This window comes from Pseudomonas sp. B707 (assembly GCF_022496685.1).
GTDB lineage: Bacteria > Pseudomonadota > Gammaproteobacteria > Pseudomonadales > Pseudomonadaceae > Aquipseudomonas > Aquipseudomonas paraglycinae.
This window is the reverse complement of record NZ_WTVE01000004.1, coordinates 263,109-279,918: the sequence shown is the minus strand read 5'-3', so window position 1 is coordinate 279,918 and position 16,810 is coordinate 263,109. Positions and strand designations below refer to the sequence as shown.

The 16,810-nt window shown below is 58.8% G+C and carries 15 protein-coding genes, 1 tRNA gene and 1 pseudogene; 8 read left to right on the top strand and 9 right to left on the bottom strand.

The window, feature by feature from the left end; all coding sequences use genetic code 11:
• Positions 1-39: 39 nt before the first annotated feature.
• From GQX66_RS01300 to GQX66_RS01285, 4 genes are all read right to left on the bottom strand, one after another.
• A complete protein-coding gene (locus GQX66_RS01300) occupies positions 40-666 on the bottom strand; it encodes a transposase (RefSeq protein ID WP_085747274.1) in 627 nt (208 codons plus the stop codon).
• Positions 667-946: 280 nt separating this feature from the next.
• A complete protein-coding gene (locus GQX66_RS01295; RefSeq protein WP_240865450.1) occupies positions 947-2,155 on the bottom strand; it encodes a DSD1 family PLP-dependent enzyme in 1,209 nt (402 codons plus the stop codon).
• A gap of 74 nt (positions 2,156-2,229) precedes the next feature.
• A complete protein-coding gene (locus GQX66_RS01290; RefSeq protein WP_240865449.1) occupies positions 2,230-3,558 on the bottom strand; it encodes a D-arabinono-1,4-lactone oxidase in 1,329 nt (442 codons plus the stop codon).
• 76 nt (positions 3,559-3,634) lie between these two features.
• Positions 3,635-3,988: a c-type cytochrome gene (locus GQX66_RS01285; protein ID WP_102687644.1), complete on the bottom strand. Its 354-nt coding sequence runs from the start codon at positions 3,986-3,988 to the stop codon at positions 3,635-3,637.
• Between the two features lie 353 nt (positions 3,989-4,341).
• Between GQX66_RS01285 and GQX66_RS01280 the strand changes: the two genes are divergently transcribed.
• Both GQX66_RS01280 and GQX66_RS01275 read left to right on the top strand, forming a co-directional pair.
• Positions 4,342-5,967: an NADP-dependent glyceraldehyde-3-phosphate dehydrogenase gene (locus tag GQX66_RS01280; RefSeq protein ID WP_074690886.1), complete on the top strand. Its 1,626-nt coding sequence runs from the start codon at positions 4,342-4,344 to the stop codon at positions 5,965-5,967.
• 49 nt (positions 5,968-6,016) lie between these two features.
• Positions 6,017-7,054 carry an FUSC family protein gene (locus GQX66_RS01275; RefSeq protein ID WP_240865376.1) on the top strand — a complete coding sequence of 346 codons (1,038 nt, stop codon included), beginning with the start codon at positions 6,017-6,019 and terminating at the stop codon, positions 7,052-7,054.
• A gap of 3 nt (positions 7,055-7,057) precedes the next feature.
• On the opposite strand, the gene GQX66_RS01270 is transcribed toward GQX66_RS01275, so the two are convergent.
• Positions 7,058-7,951 carry a DMT family transporter gene (locus tag GQX66_RS01270; protein WP_240865347.1) on the bottom strand — a complete coding sequence of 298 codons (894 nt, stop codon included), beginning with the start codon at positions 7,949-7,951 and terminating at the stop codon, positions 7,058-7,060.
• Positions 7,952-8,088: 137 nt separating this feature from the next.
• Here GQX66_RS01270 and GQX66_RS01265 point away from each other — a divergent pair, with 137 nt between their 5' ends.
• Together GQX66_RS01265 and GQX66_RS01260 are read left to right on the top strand one after the other, a co-directional pair.
• Positions 8,089-8,526, top strand: coding sequence for an Lrp/AsnC family transcriptional regulator (locus GQX66_RS01265; RefSeq protein WP_007955121.1), 438 nt, complete (start codon positions 8,089-8,091; stop codon positions 8,524-8,526).
• A gap of 40 nt (positions 8,527-8,566) precedes the next feature.
• The gene (locus tag GQX66_RS01260; protein ID WP_102687648.1) at positions 8,567-8,893 is read left to right on the top strand and encodes a YceK/YidQ family lipoprotein; all 327 of its coding nucleotides are present in this window, start codon (positions 8,567-8,569) and stop codon (positions 8,891-8,893) included.
• 71 nt (positions 8,894-8,964) lie between these two features.
• On the opposite strand, the gene GQX66_RS01255 is transcribed toward GQX66_RS01260, so the two are convergent.
• Positions 8,965-9,636 carry a Bax inhibitor-1/YccA family protein gene (locus GQX66_RS01255; RefSeq protein ID WP_007955123.1) on the bottom strand — a complete coding sequence of 224 codons (672 nt, stop codon included), beginning with the start codon at positions 9,634-9,636 and terminating at the stop codon, positions 8,965-8,967.
• 122 nt (positions 9,637-9,758) lie between these two features.
• Here GQX66_RS01255 and GQX66_RS01250 point away from each other — a divergent pair.
• Positions 9,759-9,846 (top strand) — tRNA-Ser (locus GQX66_RS01250).
• Between the two features lie 265 nt (positions 9,847-10,111).
• On the opposite strand, the gene GQX66_RS01245 is transcribed toward GQX66_RS01250, so the two are convergent.
• On the bottom strand, positions 10,112-11,542 hold the full coding sequence (locus GQX66_RS01245; RefSeq protein ID WP_102687719.1) for an aldehyde dehydrogenase family protein: 1,431 nt from the start codon (positions 11,540-11,542) through the stop codon (positions 10,112-10,114).
• Positions 11,543-11,665: 123 nt separating this feature from the next.
• Here GQX66_RS01245 and GQX66_RS01240 point away from each other — a divergent pair, with 123 nt between their 5' ends.
• On the top strand, positions 11,666-12,568 hold the full coding sequence (locus GQX66_RS01240) for a LysR family transcriptional regulator (protein ID WP_240865340.1): 903 nt from the start codon (positions 11,666-11,668) through the stop codon (positions 12,566-12,568).
• Positions 12,569-13,029: 461 nt separating this feature from the next.
• Here the strand turns inward: GQX66_RS01240 and GQX66_RS01235 are convergent, their stop codons facing one another.
• Positions 13,030-13,956: an NmrA/HSCARG family protein gene (locus tag GQX66_RS01235; RefSeq protein ID WP_085747354.1), complete on the bottom strand. Its 927-nt coding sequence runs from the start codon at positions 13,954-13,956 to the stop codon at positions 13,030-13,032.
• Positions 13,957-14,084: 128 nt separating this feature from the next.
• On the opposite strand from GQX66_RS01235, the gene GQX66_RS01230 reads away from it, so the two are divergent.
• Entirely contained in the window at positions 14,085-14,720 is a 636-nt protein-coding gene (locus GQX66_RS01230) for a TetR/AcrR family transcriptional regulator (protein ID WP_240865332.1), read from the top strand.
• Positions 14,721-14,781: 61 nt separating this feature from the next.
• Here the strand turns inward: GQX66_RS01230 and GQX66_RS01225 are convergent.
• A pseudogene (locus tag GQX66_RS01225) lies at positions 14,782-15,000 on the bottom strand (hypothetical protein).
• Positions 15,001-15,679: 679 nt separating this feature from the next.
• On the opposite strand from GQX66_RS01225, the gene GQX66_RS01220 reads away from it, so the two are divergent.
• Positions 15,680-16,339: a hypothetical protein gene (locus GQX66_RS01220; RefSeq protein WP_240865325.1), complete on the top strand. Its 660-nt coding sequence runs from the start codon at positions 15,680-15,682 to the stop codon at positions 16,337-16,339.
• Positions 16,340-16,810 lie beyond the last annotated feature (471 nt).

The following is a 16,810-nucleotide window of genomic DNA, read 5'->3' as shown; positions in this document are numbered from 1 at the left end:
CGCGATGACCTGTTGGCGCTCATGCGCCTTGCGTGTGCGTCAGTTACTGGCGTTCTTGATTGCTGAAGTGCTGGCCCCGGTGTGCTTGCCCAGCCAGGTGTGCAGCAGCGCGAAGTTCAGCGAGAACTCGGGCATTTGCAGCAGCGCGCCGCAGAACACTTCACCGATGATTTTCTGGATGAGCTGCACCGCACGCGGCTCGTTGAGCAGCGTGGCGATGTCGCGACTGAGGACGTTGAAGCTCCAGACTTTCTGGTTCAGGCCCAGGCCAACGAACCAGCGGAACAGCAGGTTGTAATTGAGCTGTTCGTAGAGTTGCTGCTCGCTGGGCACCGAATACAGCAGTTGCAGCAGCAGGATGTGCATGACCGTCTGCGGGGCGATCAGCATGCCGGGCCGGGCATTGAGGTCGTGCAGGAGATCGCGGTGGGCATCGAGCAAGTCATCGATCTGCGGGCGCAGCAGCACCAGCGAATGCCCCGGCGGAATGTAGCTGGAGACCTCTTTCAAGGCGCCCTGCCAGTCATCCTGCGACACGATCCAGACCCACGGCGCGCCGTAGCGATACACCGAAACCGGCTTCTTGCGCGCGGCTTCGACGATCTTCGACAGGCGTTGATCGAGTTCCTGCATGCCCACTTTCGAGTAGCGTTCCATAGTCCCCATTGCCTCACTCCCGGCGTCCCGCCTCGGCTTGTGAAAAGCGCCCAAAGGGCCCCTCAAGCGCGTTACATAGGCATGACCGGACTGGCGATGTGCTACCGAACTTTTGTCATAAAAGCTTCATTACAGAAATTGATCGGGGAATTGCAGACAGCACAAATACTGTGGGAGCTGGCTTGCCAGCGATGGGGTCAGGTCAGCAACATTTACTTGGCTGACACACCGTCATCGCTGGCAAGCCCGCTCCCACAGGGTTATGGGGTGTTTTCAGAAAAACATTCCGTCAGGTGTAGACGGGCCAAATGTCGACGATCTTGCCGCCACGCACCGCCAGCAAGTCGCCGAATTGCAGGAGGACGGCTTCGGTCTGGGTCGGGCGCAAGAACACCTGATCCTCCACCGTCAGCCCAACGGCATTCGAGCCATTGACCATTTCCTGATTCGAACTGCGCCCGTAAACGCCATTGCTCTGCAATCCGGGCGGTGATTCGAATTCGGCCATCCAGTTACCGCCGTAGATGAAAAAGGTCTGCCGCTGGTTGGTGTCCCACCACGAAAACAGCCTCGACTTGTCATCTAGCGCCGGAATGTTCACCGCCCCGGTGCTTTTCAATACCGGCGTTGCAATGTATGCAGCCGGCTCGTGCTCGACCAGCGACGGCAAGTCGTAATGAGTCGGCTTGAGCATCGCCGTCCCCACCGACACTTCACTGCTCAGGCTTTCGTTTTCATGCATGCGATAACTCGGGCTGCCGGCCGTATTCAGGCACAAGCCGTCATGCCACAGCGCCGGGTATTGCTGTCGGGTGAAATCGACGCAGCGCTGATAAATCACCATCACCTTGGCGAACAGTTCCTCGGGCGAACCGAGAATCCCCGGCACGCCCATGCCCACGAACGGGTCGTAACCCATGAAGCCGGCGAACTCCAGGTGCTGCGGGTTGGCGGCGATCAGCGCGAGCATCTGCCCGAGCACGTTCAAATCGCTGACGCCGCCCCGGTGCAGGCCGACATCCAGCTCGATGTTGATCCGCATCCGCGTGCCCAAGCCCTGGGCCAGTGCGAGGTATTGCTGCAAGCGTTCGGGGTTGTCGATCAGCCATTGCAGTTGCTTCGTCGGGTCGAACGGGCCTTTGTGGGTCTGGTAGAAAATCTCGGCGGAGCGCACCGGCAACGGCTTGCCGAGCAGAATGTCGGACTGCGGGTAAACCTGTGCATCGTGATTGAGAAACGGCTGATGAAACGACATCAGTCGCTGCGTCCCTGCCCTTTGGCCGATGTAGCTGAGCAGGCCCGGCGATGGCAATGACTTCTCCACCAACCGCAACTGCTTGCCCGCGCGTTTGACCGAGCGCATCACCACGTCGATGTTGTGGTCGAGTCGATCAAGATCGATCAGCAACACCGGGCGCATCGGGCCTTTGGTCTTGAGTTCATTGTTCAGCGCCCGGAAGTATTCGCTGTAAGGCCCGCCGCGATCTCCCGGCCGCAGCCATGCGCCAACGCCCACCAGCAAAGCGCCGACACCCAACGTCCCGAGCACGAAATTACGTCGATTGACCGCCATCAGCTCACCCCCAGAATCGACGACAGATGCCCGTTGAGAAACTTGCCGCTCGGGTCCAGGGCCTGGCGTACCTGAATGAATTCCTGCCAGCGCGGATAGAGCGTTTGCAGCGTGCGGGCATTGAGCGTGTGCAACTTGCCCCAGTGCGGGCGGCCGTTGTACTTCCAGAAGATCGGCTCGACGGCGGCGAAGAAGTTGTGGTGGTCCATCTGGTAATGCTGGTGGACCGAGATCGAACAGCTGTCGCGACCTTCGAACATGCTCAGCGGAATGTCGTCGGCCTTCACGTAGCGATACTCGATGGGAAACCAGGTGCGCAGGTCCTTGTCGCGGATCAGCTTGAGAATCTCCCGCAGGCAGGCCGGGCCGTGTTCGGCGGGCACCGAATATTCCATCTCGTTGAAACGCACGGTGCGCACGTTGGCGTAGATGTCGAACGAGTCGCCGACCCGATCATCGAAACTCGCCAGATGCCGCAGGCTGTTGAGCAGCGAACTGCGCAAGTTCGGGAAATCGCTGCCGTACTTGTCGATCTTCTCGATCAGGGTCACAAATTCGTTGCCGCCCTCCTCTTCAGGCGGGATCGGCGGCGTGGGCGGGTCGGTGGTTTCGTTAAGGGCAATCGACAAGGCGTAGTCGGAATGGGTGACGACGAGCATTTCCCAGTGCTGGTTTTCGCTCGTGTTCTTGTCCAGGTCTTCGAGCAGTTCTTCGGTTTTGGCGATCCACTGGGTTTCCCGCAGGCGATAGGCCGGGCGGTTTTGCAGACGGATTTTGGTGGCCACGCCCAACGCGCCGAGGGATACCCGGGCGGCGTTGAATACTTCGGGATGACGCTGGCTGTCGCAGTCCAGCACCTCGCCACTGGCAGTCACCAGTTGCATCCCGCAGACGTGTGCGGAATAGGATTGGAAGGTTTTGCCGGTGCCGTGGGTCGAGGTGGAAATGGCCCCGGCGAGGGTCTGGTAATCGATGTCGGCCATGTTTTGCAGGGCCTGGCCGATGTCCTTGAGCGGCGTGCCCATGCGCGACATCGGCGTGCCGGCGGCGAATTCGGCTTGCAGGGTTTTCGGGTCGTGGTCGAGCAGGCCGTTGAAGTAGCTCAGCGACAGTAACGTGCCGTCGGTGGGCACCAGCGCGCTGAAGGAATGCGCCGAGCCGACCGGGCGAATCTTGCCCGGTGCCTGCTGAATCACCGCCGTCAATTCGTCCAGATTCTTCGGCGCCACCCGCGCCGCCGGAAGGCAACTCTGCCCGCCCGACCAGTTGCGCCAGGGAATCAGTCGCGGCGCGCGCATCAACTGGCCCAGCGCCGGATTGCAGGCCAGCGCGCTGAACGCGCCGACGATGCTTGCCCGTTGCAACAACTGCCGGCGTGTCAGATCTATCGGCATGCCAGGATCCTTATTGAGGGAGCGGCTGATCGGCCATGAAGCCGATCAACTGAAGAAATTGTTCTTCCGAGCACTCGACGCACTGACCCATCGGCGGCATGCCGTTATACCCATTGATTGCGTGGTCGAGCAGCGTGTCGGCGCCCTGCTGGATGCGCGGTTCCCAGGCCTTGCGGTCACCGGTCAGCGGCGCATTCGCGGCGGGGTTGGCGTGGCAGAGCTGGCAGCTGTTGGCGTAGATCTGCGCCAGCGCCGGGTCTTTGGGAATGGTGTTGTTGGTGCTGGCCGGGGGTTTGGGGTCTTCGCCGCAGCCAGGCAGCGTCATGGCCAACGCCAGTAATAATGTGAGTCGGATTGCCCGCATAACGGCCTCGCTTATTGTTGTGGTCACACCTTAAGGCAGGCGGGTCGGCGGGTTGAGGGCATTGCGGGACATTGAGGGGGGCAAACGGGGCCAGCCCATTACCTGAAGACGATCGTTCCCACGCTCCGCGTGGGAATGCAGCCCTGGACGCTCTGCGTCCGCTTGGAACGCGGAGCGTCCCTTGAGGCATTTCCACGCAGAGCGTGGGAACGATCATGTGTGGATGCCCGCTCTGCTGTGCGGTTTCGCGTGACATTCGCGTGACATTTGCGGGTTTAAATTTCCGCGCATTCAGGCGTATAACCTGTTGAGACTTTTTGATCTGCATGCGGACATCAACACGGGGTAGCGACATGACCACAGCAAACATCCTTGGCAACCTGTTCCCTTCTGTCAGCGACATCCCGGAAAAATACCGCCTCGACGGTCAGGTCGAGCAACGCGAATACCTGGTCGATGGCGAGTTGCGCCGCTGGGACGGCCCGCTCGCCACCGTGCGCAGCCCGGTCTATCTGCATGGCGACAACGGCGATGAACAAGTGATCCTCGGCAGCACGCCGCTGCTGGACGCCGACACCGCCCTCACCGCCCTCGACGCCGCCGTCCGCGCCTACGACCGGGGCCAGGGCCTGTGGCCGACCATGCGCGTGGCCGAACGCATCCAGCACGTCGAGGCCTTCCTCGGGCGCATGCGCCAGCAGCGCGACGCCGTGGTGAAGCTACTGATGTGGGAAATCGGCAAGAACCTCAAGGACTCGGAAAAAGAGTTCGACCGCACCTGCGACTACATCGTCGACACCATCAATGCGCTGAAAGAACTCGACCGCCGCTCCAGCCGTTTCGAGCTGGAACAGGACACCCTCGGCCAGATCCGCCGCGTACCGCTCGGCGTAGCGCTGTGCATGGGCCCTTACAACTATCCGCTGAACGAAACCTTCACCACGCTGATTCCGGCACTGATCATGGGCAACACCGTGGTGTTCAAGCCAGCCAAGCTCGGCGTGCTGCTGATCCGTCCTTTGCTTGAAGCCTTCCGCGACAGCTTCCCCACCGGCGTGATCAACGTGATCTACGGCAGCGGCCGCGAGACCGTCAGCGCGCTGATGGCCAGCGGCAAGATCGACATTTTCGCCTTCATCGGCACCAACAAGGCCGCCAGCGACCTGAAGAAGCTGCACCCGAAACCACACCGCTTGCGCGCCGCGCTGGGGCTGGATGCGAAGAACCCCGGCATCGTCCTGCCGGAAGTCGATCTGGATAACGCGGTCAGCGAAGCGGTCACCGGGTCCCTGTCGTTCAACGGCCAGCGCTGCACCGCGTTGAAGATTCTGTTCGTGCATGAAGATGTGGTGGACAGCTTCATCGAGAAATTCAACGCCAAACTGGCCAGCCTCAAACCAGGCATGCCGTGGGACAGCGGGGTTTCGCTGACGCCGCTGCCGGAGTCGGGCAAGGTCGATTATCTGCATGGGCTGGTGGCTGACGCGCAGAGCAAAGGCGCCCAGGTGGTCAACCCGAATGGTGGCGAGTCGCGGGAATCGTTCTTCTATCCGGCGGTGCTGTACCCGGTGACGCCGCAGATGCGCGTGTATCAGGAAGAGCAGTTCGGGCCTGTGGTGCCGATCGTGCCGTATCGTCACCTCGATACCGTGATCGATTACGTGCTGGAATCGGACTTCGGCCAGCAACTGAGCATCTTCGGCACCAACCCGGTGGCGGTCGGCCGACTGGTCGATACCTTCGCCAACCAGGTCGGGCGGATCAACCTCAACGCCCAGTGCCAGCGCGGCCCGGACACCTACCCGTTCAACGGTCGCAAGAACTCCGCCGAAGGCACGCTGTCGGTACACGATGCACTGCGGGTGTTTTCGATCCGCACCCTGGTGGCGACCAAGTTCCAGGAACCCAACAAGGATCTGATCAGCGAAATCATTCGCGGGCGCGATTCGAACTTCATCGCCACCGACTACATCTTCTGAGGAGGAATCAGCGCTGAGCACTTTCAGCCCCCACCGCTGGCCGCCGCTGTTGCGGCGGATCCTGCGGCCGTTGCTAGACCCGTATCGACGTTATCGCCATGCTCGAACGATTCACGCGGTGCGGGTCGCGTTGGGGTTGCTGGCGACAATCCTGCTGACCACCGGCATCAAACTGCCCCACGGCGAATGGGCGTCGGTGACCATGCTGGTGGTGATCGGCGGTTTGCAGCATCACGGCAACATCGGCAAGAAAGCCGCCGAACGCGCCACCGGCACCTTGATCGGCGCCGGCGTCGGTTTGTTGATCGTGGCGCAACAGGCGTGGCTGGGCATGCCGTGGCTGACCTATTTTGCGATGGCGGTGGTGTGCGGATTCTTCTCGTATCATGCCATCGGCAAGGGCGGCTACACCGCCCTGCTCTCGGCCATCACCGTGTTCATCGTCGCCGGGCATGGCGACAACCCGATCACCGACGGGCTGTGGCGCGGGGTCGATATCCTGATCGGTATCGCCCTGGCCCTGGCCTTCTCGTTCGCCCTGCCGCTGTACGCGGTGTACTCGTGGCGCTACAACCTGGCCGATGCGCTGCGCGATTGCGCGACGGTGTACGGACGGATTATCGGCGGCCAACCGGTGACCGCCGACGAACACTTGAAGTTGATGAACCGGCTGAACGCGGTGATGGTGCAACTGCGCTCGCTGATGCCGTCGGTGTCCAAGGAAGTCAAAGTCTCGATGACCGAACTGGACGCCATCCAGCGCAACCTGCGCATGTGCATCAGCACCCTGGAAATCCTCGGCAACATCCGCCCGGACGCCAACGACCCCGACGCCATGACGCACCTGCAAGCGGCGCTCAAGGCCGAACACCGGCACATTCGCGTGCAATTGATCGGCATGGCCCGAGCGTTGAAAACCGGTGCGTCCGGTCGATTGGGACGCCCGGTGGAATTGCCGGACGCCAGCCTCGACACGCCGGTCTACAGCCCGCTGGACGGCTACCGTTTGCTGACCCGGCAACTGGCGGCCAACATCGGCGAAATGCGCCAGCGCCTGGCGAAGACTGCGCCGCGCTGGAACATCTGAGATTTACTGCGCGGCCAGGCGCCGCGCCTTCAATCCCCAACCCTGTTGCATGCCGGCAGCGGCCAACAGGATCGCTGCCACGCCGATCCATTGCAGGGTTTGCAGTTGATGACCGAAGGCAAACCAGTCGACGAAAATCGCCGCAATCGGGTAGATAAACGACAGAGCGCCGGTCAATGCAGTCGGCAGTTTCTGGATCGCACCGTAAAGCAGCACGTACATCAGACCGGTGTGGACGATGCCCAGCGTCACCAGACTGGCCCAGGCACTTGGCGCCTCGGGCATTGCTGAAAAATGCGCGAATGGCGCGAGCAACAGCACGCCGGTGCAGACCTGGATCAGCGCAATCAGATGCGGCGGCGTGCCGGTCAGGCGCTTGATGATCAACGCAGCTATGGCGTACAGAAACGCCGCCCCCAGCGCCAGCGCGATCCCCATCAGGTAATCACTTCCGCCCTCGCCCTGCCCGCCGTGGGCACTGACGATGGCCAGCATCCCCATGAAAGAAATCGCCAGCCAGAACAGCTTATGCAGGGTGATCTTCTCGCCTAGAAATAGCGCTGCCAACCCCACCAACATGAACGGCTGCACGTTGTACACCGCCGTGCCGATTGCAATCGAAGCCCGTGAATAGGAGGCGAACAGCAGCACCCAGTTGCCGACGATTGCCACCCCGCTGAGCACCGCTAGCAGGAAGGTGGTGCGGGTCAGAATGCCGGGGCGCAGAAAGCCGAAGGCGGCGCAGATCAGCAGCAAAGTCCCGGCGCCGAACACGCAGCGCCAGAACACCACGTCCAGCACCGGTTGCCCGGACACCAGCACGAACCAGCCAATCGTCCCGGATATCAGCATGGCGGCGGTCATTTCAAATGAGCCGCGACGGATTGTTTTGTCCATCATCAATCTCCTTAATGTGTGGCAAAAGTATGCCAAGCGTGACCGGGGCTTCTCCAGCGCAAAAAGCAGGCTAAACTCGATTTCTACCTTTTTTATCGAGGGTTATTTGCGTTATTCGCCTAATGAGGAGTTTTTGTATGACCGATGATATCGACCAGATCCTGATCGGGGCACTGATGGAGGATTCACGGCGCTCGCTCAAGGCGCTGGCGCAGATCAGCGGGTTGTCTTCGCCGAGCGTGGCCGAGCGTTTGCGCCGCCTGGAAGAACGCGGTGTGCTCAAGGGCTACACCGTGGAGATTGACCCGAAGTGCTTCGGTTATCAGTTGCAGGCGATTGTCCGGGTGCGGCCATTGCCGGGGCAATTGCAGGAAGTCGAGCGGCAGATCATGTCGATTCCCGAGTTCACCGAGTGCGACAAGGTCACCGGCGAAGACTGCTTTATCGCCCGCCTGCATGTGCGCTCGATGGAACAGCTGGACACCTTGCTCGACCGGTTGAATACGTTGGCAGAAACCAATACAGCGATCGTCAAGAAGACCCCGGTAAAACGTCGATTGCCGCCGATGGCGTGAGCGGCGTAGATTGAGTTTTTTCCGGCGAAGGATTGGCGGCATGAAAATTCAGGCAACGATGCTGGCAGCGTTGATGCTGGCTGGGTGCGGGACGGTGCAGACCGTAGCGTTCAGTGACAAGCATTCCACGGAGCAGTTGAAAGCGAACAAATCCTACTGCGGCGCTGTACCGCGCATCTACAGTGGCGTGACGTACGACTTCTGCATGCTGCACGCCGAAAAGCCGGATGACGTCGATGCGTTCAACTACAAGAACGCGACGCCGGGTCTGCTGGTGGACGCGGCCGTGTCGGGAGTGCTCGATACGTTGCTGCTGCCCTACACGATCTACAAGCAACAGGCCGATGGCAGCATCGTGATCAATTGATCGCTGCTCTCTTTTTCGCAGGCAACAAAAAACCCGCTTTCGCGGGTTTTCTGTTTATTGCAGTGCAGCGATCAGTCGTCGCGGCTCATGATGCCGAAGATCTGCAACAGGCTGACGAACAGGTTGTAGATCGATACATACAGGCTGATGGTCGCCATGATGTAGTTGCGCTCGCCGCCGTGGATGATGGCGCTGGTCTGGAACAGGATGCAAACCGAGGAGAACAGCACGAAACCTGCGCTGATAGCCAGTTGCAGGCCGCTGATCTGGAAGAACATGCTTGCCAGCGTCGCGCCCAGCAGGACGAAGAAACCGGCGGTGATGAAGCCACCGAGGAAGCTCATGTCCTTGCGGGTGATCAGCACGTAAGCCGACAGACCACCGAACACCAGTGCGGTCATCGCGAACGCGGAGCTGACCACTTCAGCGCCGCCCTGCATGCCCAGGTAACGGTTGAGGATCGGGCCGAGCAGGAAACCCATGAAACCGGTCAGGGCAAACGCCGACACCAGGCCCCAGGCGGAATCACGAAGCTTGTTGGTGAGGAAGAACAGCCCGTAGAAACCGATCAGCACCACGAAAATATTCGGGTAGCCGACCCGCATCTGCTGGGCCACGAACGCCATCACACCGCTGAATGCGAGGGTGAGCGCCAGTAGACCGTAAGTGTTGCGCAGGACGCGGCTAACCTCTAGCTGCTCAGCCTGCACGCTGTTGTGAACTGCGTAATCCTGTTCGCGCATGGCGACACTCCTGTTGGTTTGAAACGTTCAGTCGCAAAGATCATAACAGACGCTCTGTAACAAGCCATGCACAGAGTTTGACAGTGTGTTTCATTCAGGTATTATGGCGCCCGCAACGCAACGGAGGTGTGGCCGAGTGGTTTAAGGCAACGGTCTTGAAAACCGTCGACTGTAACAGGTCCATGAGTTCGAATCCCATCGCCTCCGCCATATTTGATACGACAAAGCCCTGATTATTCAGGGCTTTGTCGTTTCTGGCTTTCAGGAGTTTTGCTCTTCTCTTTATAGATCGTTTCCGCATCTTTTCGGCCATTTCCGCGACCCTACTTTTCAGACCGCCCTCCTCCCGTCAATTTCAATTGCCAAATTTAATGCGACAGACGAATTTTGAGTGGAGCAGTAGGCTGCTTTCGGCCAAAAGCGGACGCTAACTGCCATTCCTCATCCAGTGCTCCCAGACAGGAACCTGAACCAGTCATTTCAATGGGTCATAGCTGATCAACGTCTTTGGCTCCAAATACGCGCTCATCCCCCACCTGCCCATTTCGCGCCCAAGGCCTGAATGCTTGAATCCACCGAAGGGGGCACGCGGTTCGTGGGCCAGGGTGTTGATGAGCACGCGTCCCGAATCGATCTGACGGGCGACGTTCATACAACGTTCGGAGCTTTTTCCCAGCACCAGGGCGCTCAGCCCATAGTCCGTATCGTTGGCAATGCTGATCGCATCGGCATCATCCTCGTAGGGGATGATCGTCAGCACGGGGCCGAAAATTTCCTCACGCGCGATGCGCATCCGGTTGGTGGCATCAGTGAAGATCGTGGGCTTAACGAACCATCCGGCATGCAAGCCTTCCGGGCGACCTTCGCCACCCGCCAGCAACCTCGCGCCTTCTTCGTGGCCGGTACGGATGTAGCGCTGCACCCGCTCCCATTGTTTCTGGCTCACCATCGGACCGATGTCGGTGTCGGCGCTGCGTGGATCGCCCGATTGAATCTGTGAGACACCCTCCTTCGCAATCCGCTCAAACTCTGCCAGCCGGCTGTGCGGCACGAGGATGCGAGTGCCCGCGATGCAAGCCTGGCCGCTGTTGAGAAATCCGGCTTGCAGCACCAACGGCATGACCGCTTGGAAATCAGCATCGTCAAGCACTACGGTGGGGGACTTGCCGCCCAATTCGAGCGTCACGCGCTTCATGGTGTCGGCACCGGTTCTTACCAGATGCTGACCGACAGCGGACGAACCCGTGAACGAGATCTTGGCAACGTCGGGATGACGGGCGATCTCCTCGCCAACCACATCGCCCCGTCCGTTGACGACATTGAATACACCCGGTGGCAGCCCCGCATCGTGCAACGCTCTGACCACGACCTGCGTCTGCAACGCGCTCATCTCGCTGGGCTTGATGACCGCGGTGCAGCCTGTCGCCAGCGCAGTGGCCAGCTTGTTGCAGATGAAGCCCGCATTGCTGTTCCAGGGTGTGATCAGACCGGTCACGCCCACGGGCGTCAGAATGACCCTGGCCACGCCGACCTGTTCCTCGAAATCGAACGCCTCCAGTGCATCGATTGCTTGCGCAATCACATCGGCCGGATAAGTCGCCATCCAGCGCCCGCGAACCGCAGGCGCGCCGTATTCCACGAGGATGGCTTCCAACAGTTCCTCCTCCCTTGCCGCCATGGCCCGGTGCATGCGTTGCAGTGCCGCAATGCGCTCCCCCCGGCTAGTACGAGCCCACGCCGGGAACGCAACCTTGGCGGCTGCGATCGCACGCTGTGCGTCCAATGCATCGCCCAGCCGAACCTGACCGATGACTTCCTCGGTGCTCGGGTTATGAAGGTCGAACCATTCCTGACCGTGCGGAATGACGAACTCGCCGTCGATGTAGATATGTTCAATGAGTTGCATGGCGACTCCTCGCTCAAAAACGACTCGCCTGAATCGAGCCTCTGTGATGAAGTCTAAGAAGGGTTCATTATTCCGATAAGCCACCTTTTGGCTTATGAAGCATCCGCATATTCAGGACAATCCATGCACAGAACAGGAATGACCGAGCTGGAAGTGATTCTGGCCGTGGCGCGCCGCAGCAGTTTTCGCGGCGCGGCACAGGAATTGGGCATGTCCACCACCGCCGTGAGCAGCGCGGTGGCCGGCCTGGAAGCACGCCTGAAAGTGCGCCTGTTCAATCGCTCCACGCGCAGCGTGGCCCTCACCGACATTGGGCAACGCTATGTGGCACGTATCGCCCCTGCATTGGCGCAGATCAAAAGTGCCGGCGAAGAAGCCAGCCTCGGCCCCGATGAACCCAGCGGCACATTGCGCATCAATGCACCGCATGGCGCGGCCTACCTGCTGTTGGATCCGCTATTGAAGCAGTACGCTCAGCGCTATCCCGAAGTGCGCATCGACATCGTCAGCGAATCAAGCATGGTCGACATCATCGCCGGTGGCTTCGACGCCGGGATCCGCCTGGCGGAGTCTGTGCCGCAAGACATGATTGCCGTGCCACTGTCAGGTGACATCCGGATGCTCGTGGTAGCAACGCCCGAGTACCTCGAACGCCACGGCGTGCCCGAGCATCCGCGAGATCTGCTTACCCACCAGAGCATCTGCATGCGCATGGCCCACGGTGGCCTCTACCAGTGGGAATTGGAGCGCGATGGCCAAAAGCTGCAGATGGATCTGCCGGTGCGCTTCGCCTCCAACGAGTTGCTGGCCATCAAACAGGCCGTGGTGTCGGGCCTTGGCATTGGTTTCATTTCCGAGTGGTTCATCCAAGAAGAACTGGCGAGCGGCGCCCTGGTGCCGGTGTTGATGTCATGGTGCCCGTCGTTTGGCGGGTTGAGGCTCTACTACTCGGGCCATCGCTTCGTGCCGGCGCGATTGCGCGCACTGATTGAACTGGCGCAAGAGTTGCGGCCCACGGTGGTTTGATAATGTTCCGCCGCCTTTTTTATCGTCCCCCTTCGGCCAAAAAAACACCCATCAGAAAGGACCGCTTTCGGCCAAAAGCTGCCATTCGTGATCGGCAGCAATCCGCAAAGGGGGGGGGCTTGGAACACCCTCACCGATCACTGCGGCTCCTACTCGCCGAGCCGCAGCTGCCTCGTCAATAGCCTGGTACAACCCATTGAGAGTGGCCGCGTCCCGCACTTCGACCATCTCCAGTCCGATTACAAATCCGGCGGCACAATCGCTGGCACTGCACATACCGCCGGCACTGGCGGAGGTCGCATTCATGCGCACATCATGGTCTAGAAGATGTGCCGTGATTCCAGTTGGCCGGGAGATGGTAGAACAACACGGGCCGGCGTGATCGCCAGGCGCGCAAGAAAAGGCCCACGCACAGGAGCTAGGTGTGGGGGCCGATTGAACATAGGCTGGAATTCTACGCGTTAGCCAATGATGAACTTATCGCGGTGTTGGTGAATGAATTGGTCGAGAGTCGTCAGTTGAACGCCCCAGGTACGAACGGCATCGAGATCGACCTTATAGCCCTCAACGTTGTTCCATGACTCGGCTTGGGAGTACAGCTCGCCATAGGGTCTAGAGAGCGCCTCCTCTTTCGATAAGGTGACAGCCGAAACCGACTTGCCAGTGACCTGAGTTATCTTGGCAGCGACCTCGGGCAAAGTGAATGACTCTGCGGCGAGGTCAATTTCATGGCCATGGAAACGCTCGGGCTCTGCAAAGGCAGCCGCCGCAAAGGCACCGATGTCCTCCACCGCGATCCAGTCAATGAGAGTGTCCGATGCTATTGCAGTTTCAAATCGACCCCGTTCGCGAAGTGTGGGGAATTGTAAATCCGCCTGCGGCGGCACAATGTCCTCCATGATCATAGCCGGCTTCAGAATGACCCAGTGAGTGAAGCCCTGTGTCTTCACCATCTCGTTCACCGCCGCCTTATTTAGCCAGTACAGCGGCTCCCAACGCCCCTCATTCCAGCCGACAAAGCTCTCATGATCGCCAGCACGAGCGACCGAAGAGTGGACGATCACACGTACGCCTGCCCGATGAGCGGCCTCAACTAGAGCCTTGCCGGCCAAAACTTCAGTATGTGGATCACTAGGCTGTGATCCCATTTGCACGGAAAAAACGCCACCCACTCCTACCAATGCCGAGTCGAGGCTAGCCGTATCGGTGAATTCACCCTTTACAACCTCGACGCCCTGGGCTGCGAGTGCTTGCGCCCCAGAAGAAGAAGGATCGCGTACAAAAGCGCGCACAGGGTGGCCCGCCCGCAGCAGCGCGCGGACAACTGAGCCACCTTGTTTGCCAGTGGCGCCCATGACGAGAATTGGGGAAGTAATCGGAGTAGACATAAGCAGCCTCTCAAAAAAGTAAGCGCGCTCAGCGCTGGAAGAGTTCAGCCATGGTAGGATTGTCCAATACGAAACGCAACAGTTTCGGAAATCGTGTGTTCCGTAACAATTCCTCTATGATGACTTCCATGAACGATCAAGCTATTCACCATAAGCGTCGCCTGCCTCCCGCAGAACGGGGGCGCGCTCAAGACAAAAGTCGGGACGGTCTCATCATCAAAGCGGCACTTGAGCTGCTATGGGAGAAGGGGTATCACCACCTGACGATGACAGATGTGGCGACGCGAGCGGGAGTGTCGAAAGCTACACTTTACCGGCGATGGACAGCTAAATCGGATCTCGTGACCGATGCCTTTGATACGTTGGATTTACTGAGTCCGCCTGAGTATCCAGGTACGTCACTACGAAGCGATCTTATCGCCTTAATGGAGCAAGTCAGTAGGTGTGAAGACCGTCCAAAAATCGTAACTTCGACGATGGAAATGGCTCGGCTGCACCCTGATCTTTACCTGTCTTTAACCGAACGCTTTAGCGCGTTTCTACAAACAGAATTGGGCAAGCTCGCTAGCCACACGAATGATGCGAGGAGCGCACCCTTGGCTGAGAATGAGCTCAAGGTGATGGGTGATACGGTCGTCGCGCTTTTGGCCTACTACGCTGGCCCTACAGGTTCACCAATCTCGCGTGAGCAACTGATTGGACTCGTCGACCATGTGTTGATGGTGCTAATGACGGGGGCAAGTGTCGCAGGGCAGAAGATCTAAGCCGCGGCGTGCTTCCTCTGCCACGGCTTATCAAAAACCCATTCCGTCTACCGATAGATCACTACGATTTTCTCAGCAGCATGATCGCCTCAGTAATCGCTTGCGCATTTTGATCCAGCGTACCCAGCGCCGCCACGGCATTCTCGGCCACATCTAATGCGCCAGATGTGGAAAGCTATACGGTGACCTCTACTATTGCCGCCGCCAGGGCATGCTGGTTGTGCAGAAGCAACGTCAGCGCATCAGCAGTGGCGATGTTGGAGGCTGAGTTATCTGACAGGGGATCCATCCTGGAAATGAGTGGTTTGCAAAGCCTAGCTTATGCGGCAGCACTCAAGGGCCGAGATAGGCACACATAGCTCCATTATCCGCACCAGAACAGTGCGCCATCTCAGTCTCATATGGCCTTTTTTAGACGTCAAAAACCGCAAGCCCCCGACTCTCTCTAAAAAAATTAGCGGGTTGCGTTTACTGAATGTGGCGGTGAAGGAGAGATTGAAACCAAAAAACTTTTGCCGCCTTCAATCTCCTCAAGATTCATCATTACAGTCCTATTATGGCCGATAGCAGTCGCTTCCGAGCGTCCGCTTATGGACGAATGCTGCCTGTCGCGAAGGGCTGAAATCGGCCAAAAGCGGACTCTCACGATAGCTGCTTTTTGGACGCCAGCGCACGACGCGGCGTCTGACCCAAAATGGATCTCAGTCGCGCGCTAGCTGTCGAGAAATTCAAACGACGAGTTTTAGCAGATTTTCCAACAGCTCTTTAAACTCAGCGCGATCTGTATAATTTTCCCGATGCGTAGACCGGTGGAGGATCTGCTCAGCCGTCATCAGCGGCCAGAGTTTGTCGATCACATCGTCCGCTTTGATGTTCTTATCTCAGAACCCAATCTCAACGACGGCTTTTTTCTCCTGCTCTGGCGATTGCTTGACTCGTAGAGTGTTGAAGGAAGAGATTTGCAAAAAAATATTCGTCATTTACATGTACCTTCCAGCAGCAAAGGACGCTTGATGAGAACCCCGCTACTCGCCCTTACCCTCGCAGCTCTATTGAGCGCATGCGCAATCCCTTACGAAACCCCGGAAGCCCGCGCCAATATTGAACGCGATCTGAAGCTCAGCGCAGACGAAATCGTCACTATCACCGAAACCAACTGGTGCTTATCTCCCTATGGTGATTTGCAAGTGTGCAGACCCAAGCAAGGCCTGGGTGTGCTGACCAAGAGCAAGCTAGTGCTGGCCTTCTATAAGGGCGGCATCTACCAGCAAGCTGAAGTCATCAACGCCAGCGATGTGCAGTGTGCCCACCTGCAAAGTGGCAGAGCCGCAGCCGATACCTTCTACCTATTCAGTGAACGTTGGGCCGCCATGCTGGCGCCAATTACCGTGGGAGGTGCTTTGGCCCTCGACAAGAAAGCCCAGTTCCTGAGCGTGCTAGTGCCGCCAAACACTGAGAGCTTCACGGCTGCGCAAGGAAATTTTATTCAGGTCACCGATCGCAAGAATTACTCGGCTGTGGCGGTACCAGGTACCAAAACCTATGTAGGAACCAGCGAGAGTATTCGCCAGATTTTTAATCCGTGTACGCAGGGAAAGAATCGCTCAGCCGCATCCTAAGTCCTGACCTGACCTTTCGAGTGAAACAGTCCCAGCAGCAATTGAAGCGCAAGTAGTTCAATGCAAGCCCGATGCGCCGGGCCTGTCGAGAGCCGACAGTCGGCTGCCGACAGTTACAGACACAACGAAAAAGAAGGGCTGCATTGGGTCGTTTTCTGCCTCTCGCGACGGGCAGAAAACGGCCAATAGCGGCCGTTCTGGAATGGCAGGAAACGACCGATAACTGCCTTCGATACGCGACTTTCGCCCGTCAGTGGCTCGATTGTAAGAATATGGCGGAGAGCTGCAAAACCGCCTACGCTTATAAAATGATTCCTCGAACGCCTTGCCCATCTGGTGGTATAGAGCTGAGAGATCTGACTTCCTTTGACCGTCCGGTTAACCCCCACCCGGACCAACCCGCGCCTATCGCCAGCAACTGTCCCCTGAGTCCGGTCCACACGACCAGCAGTACGGCGCAACGGGTAAAAG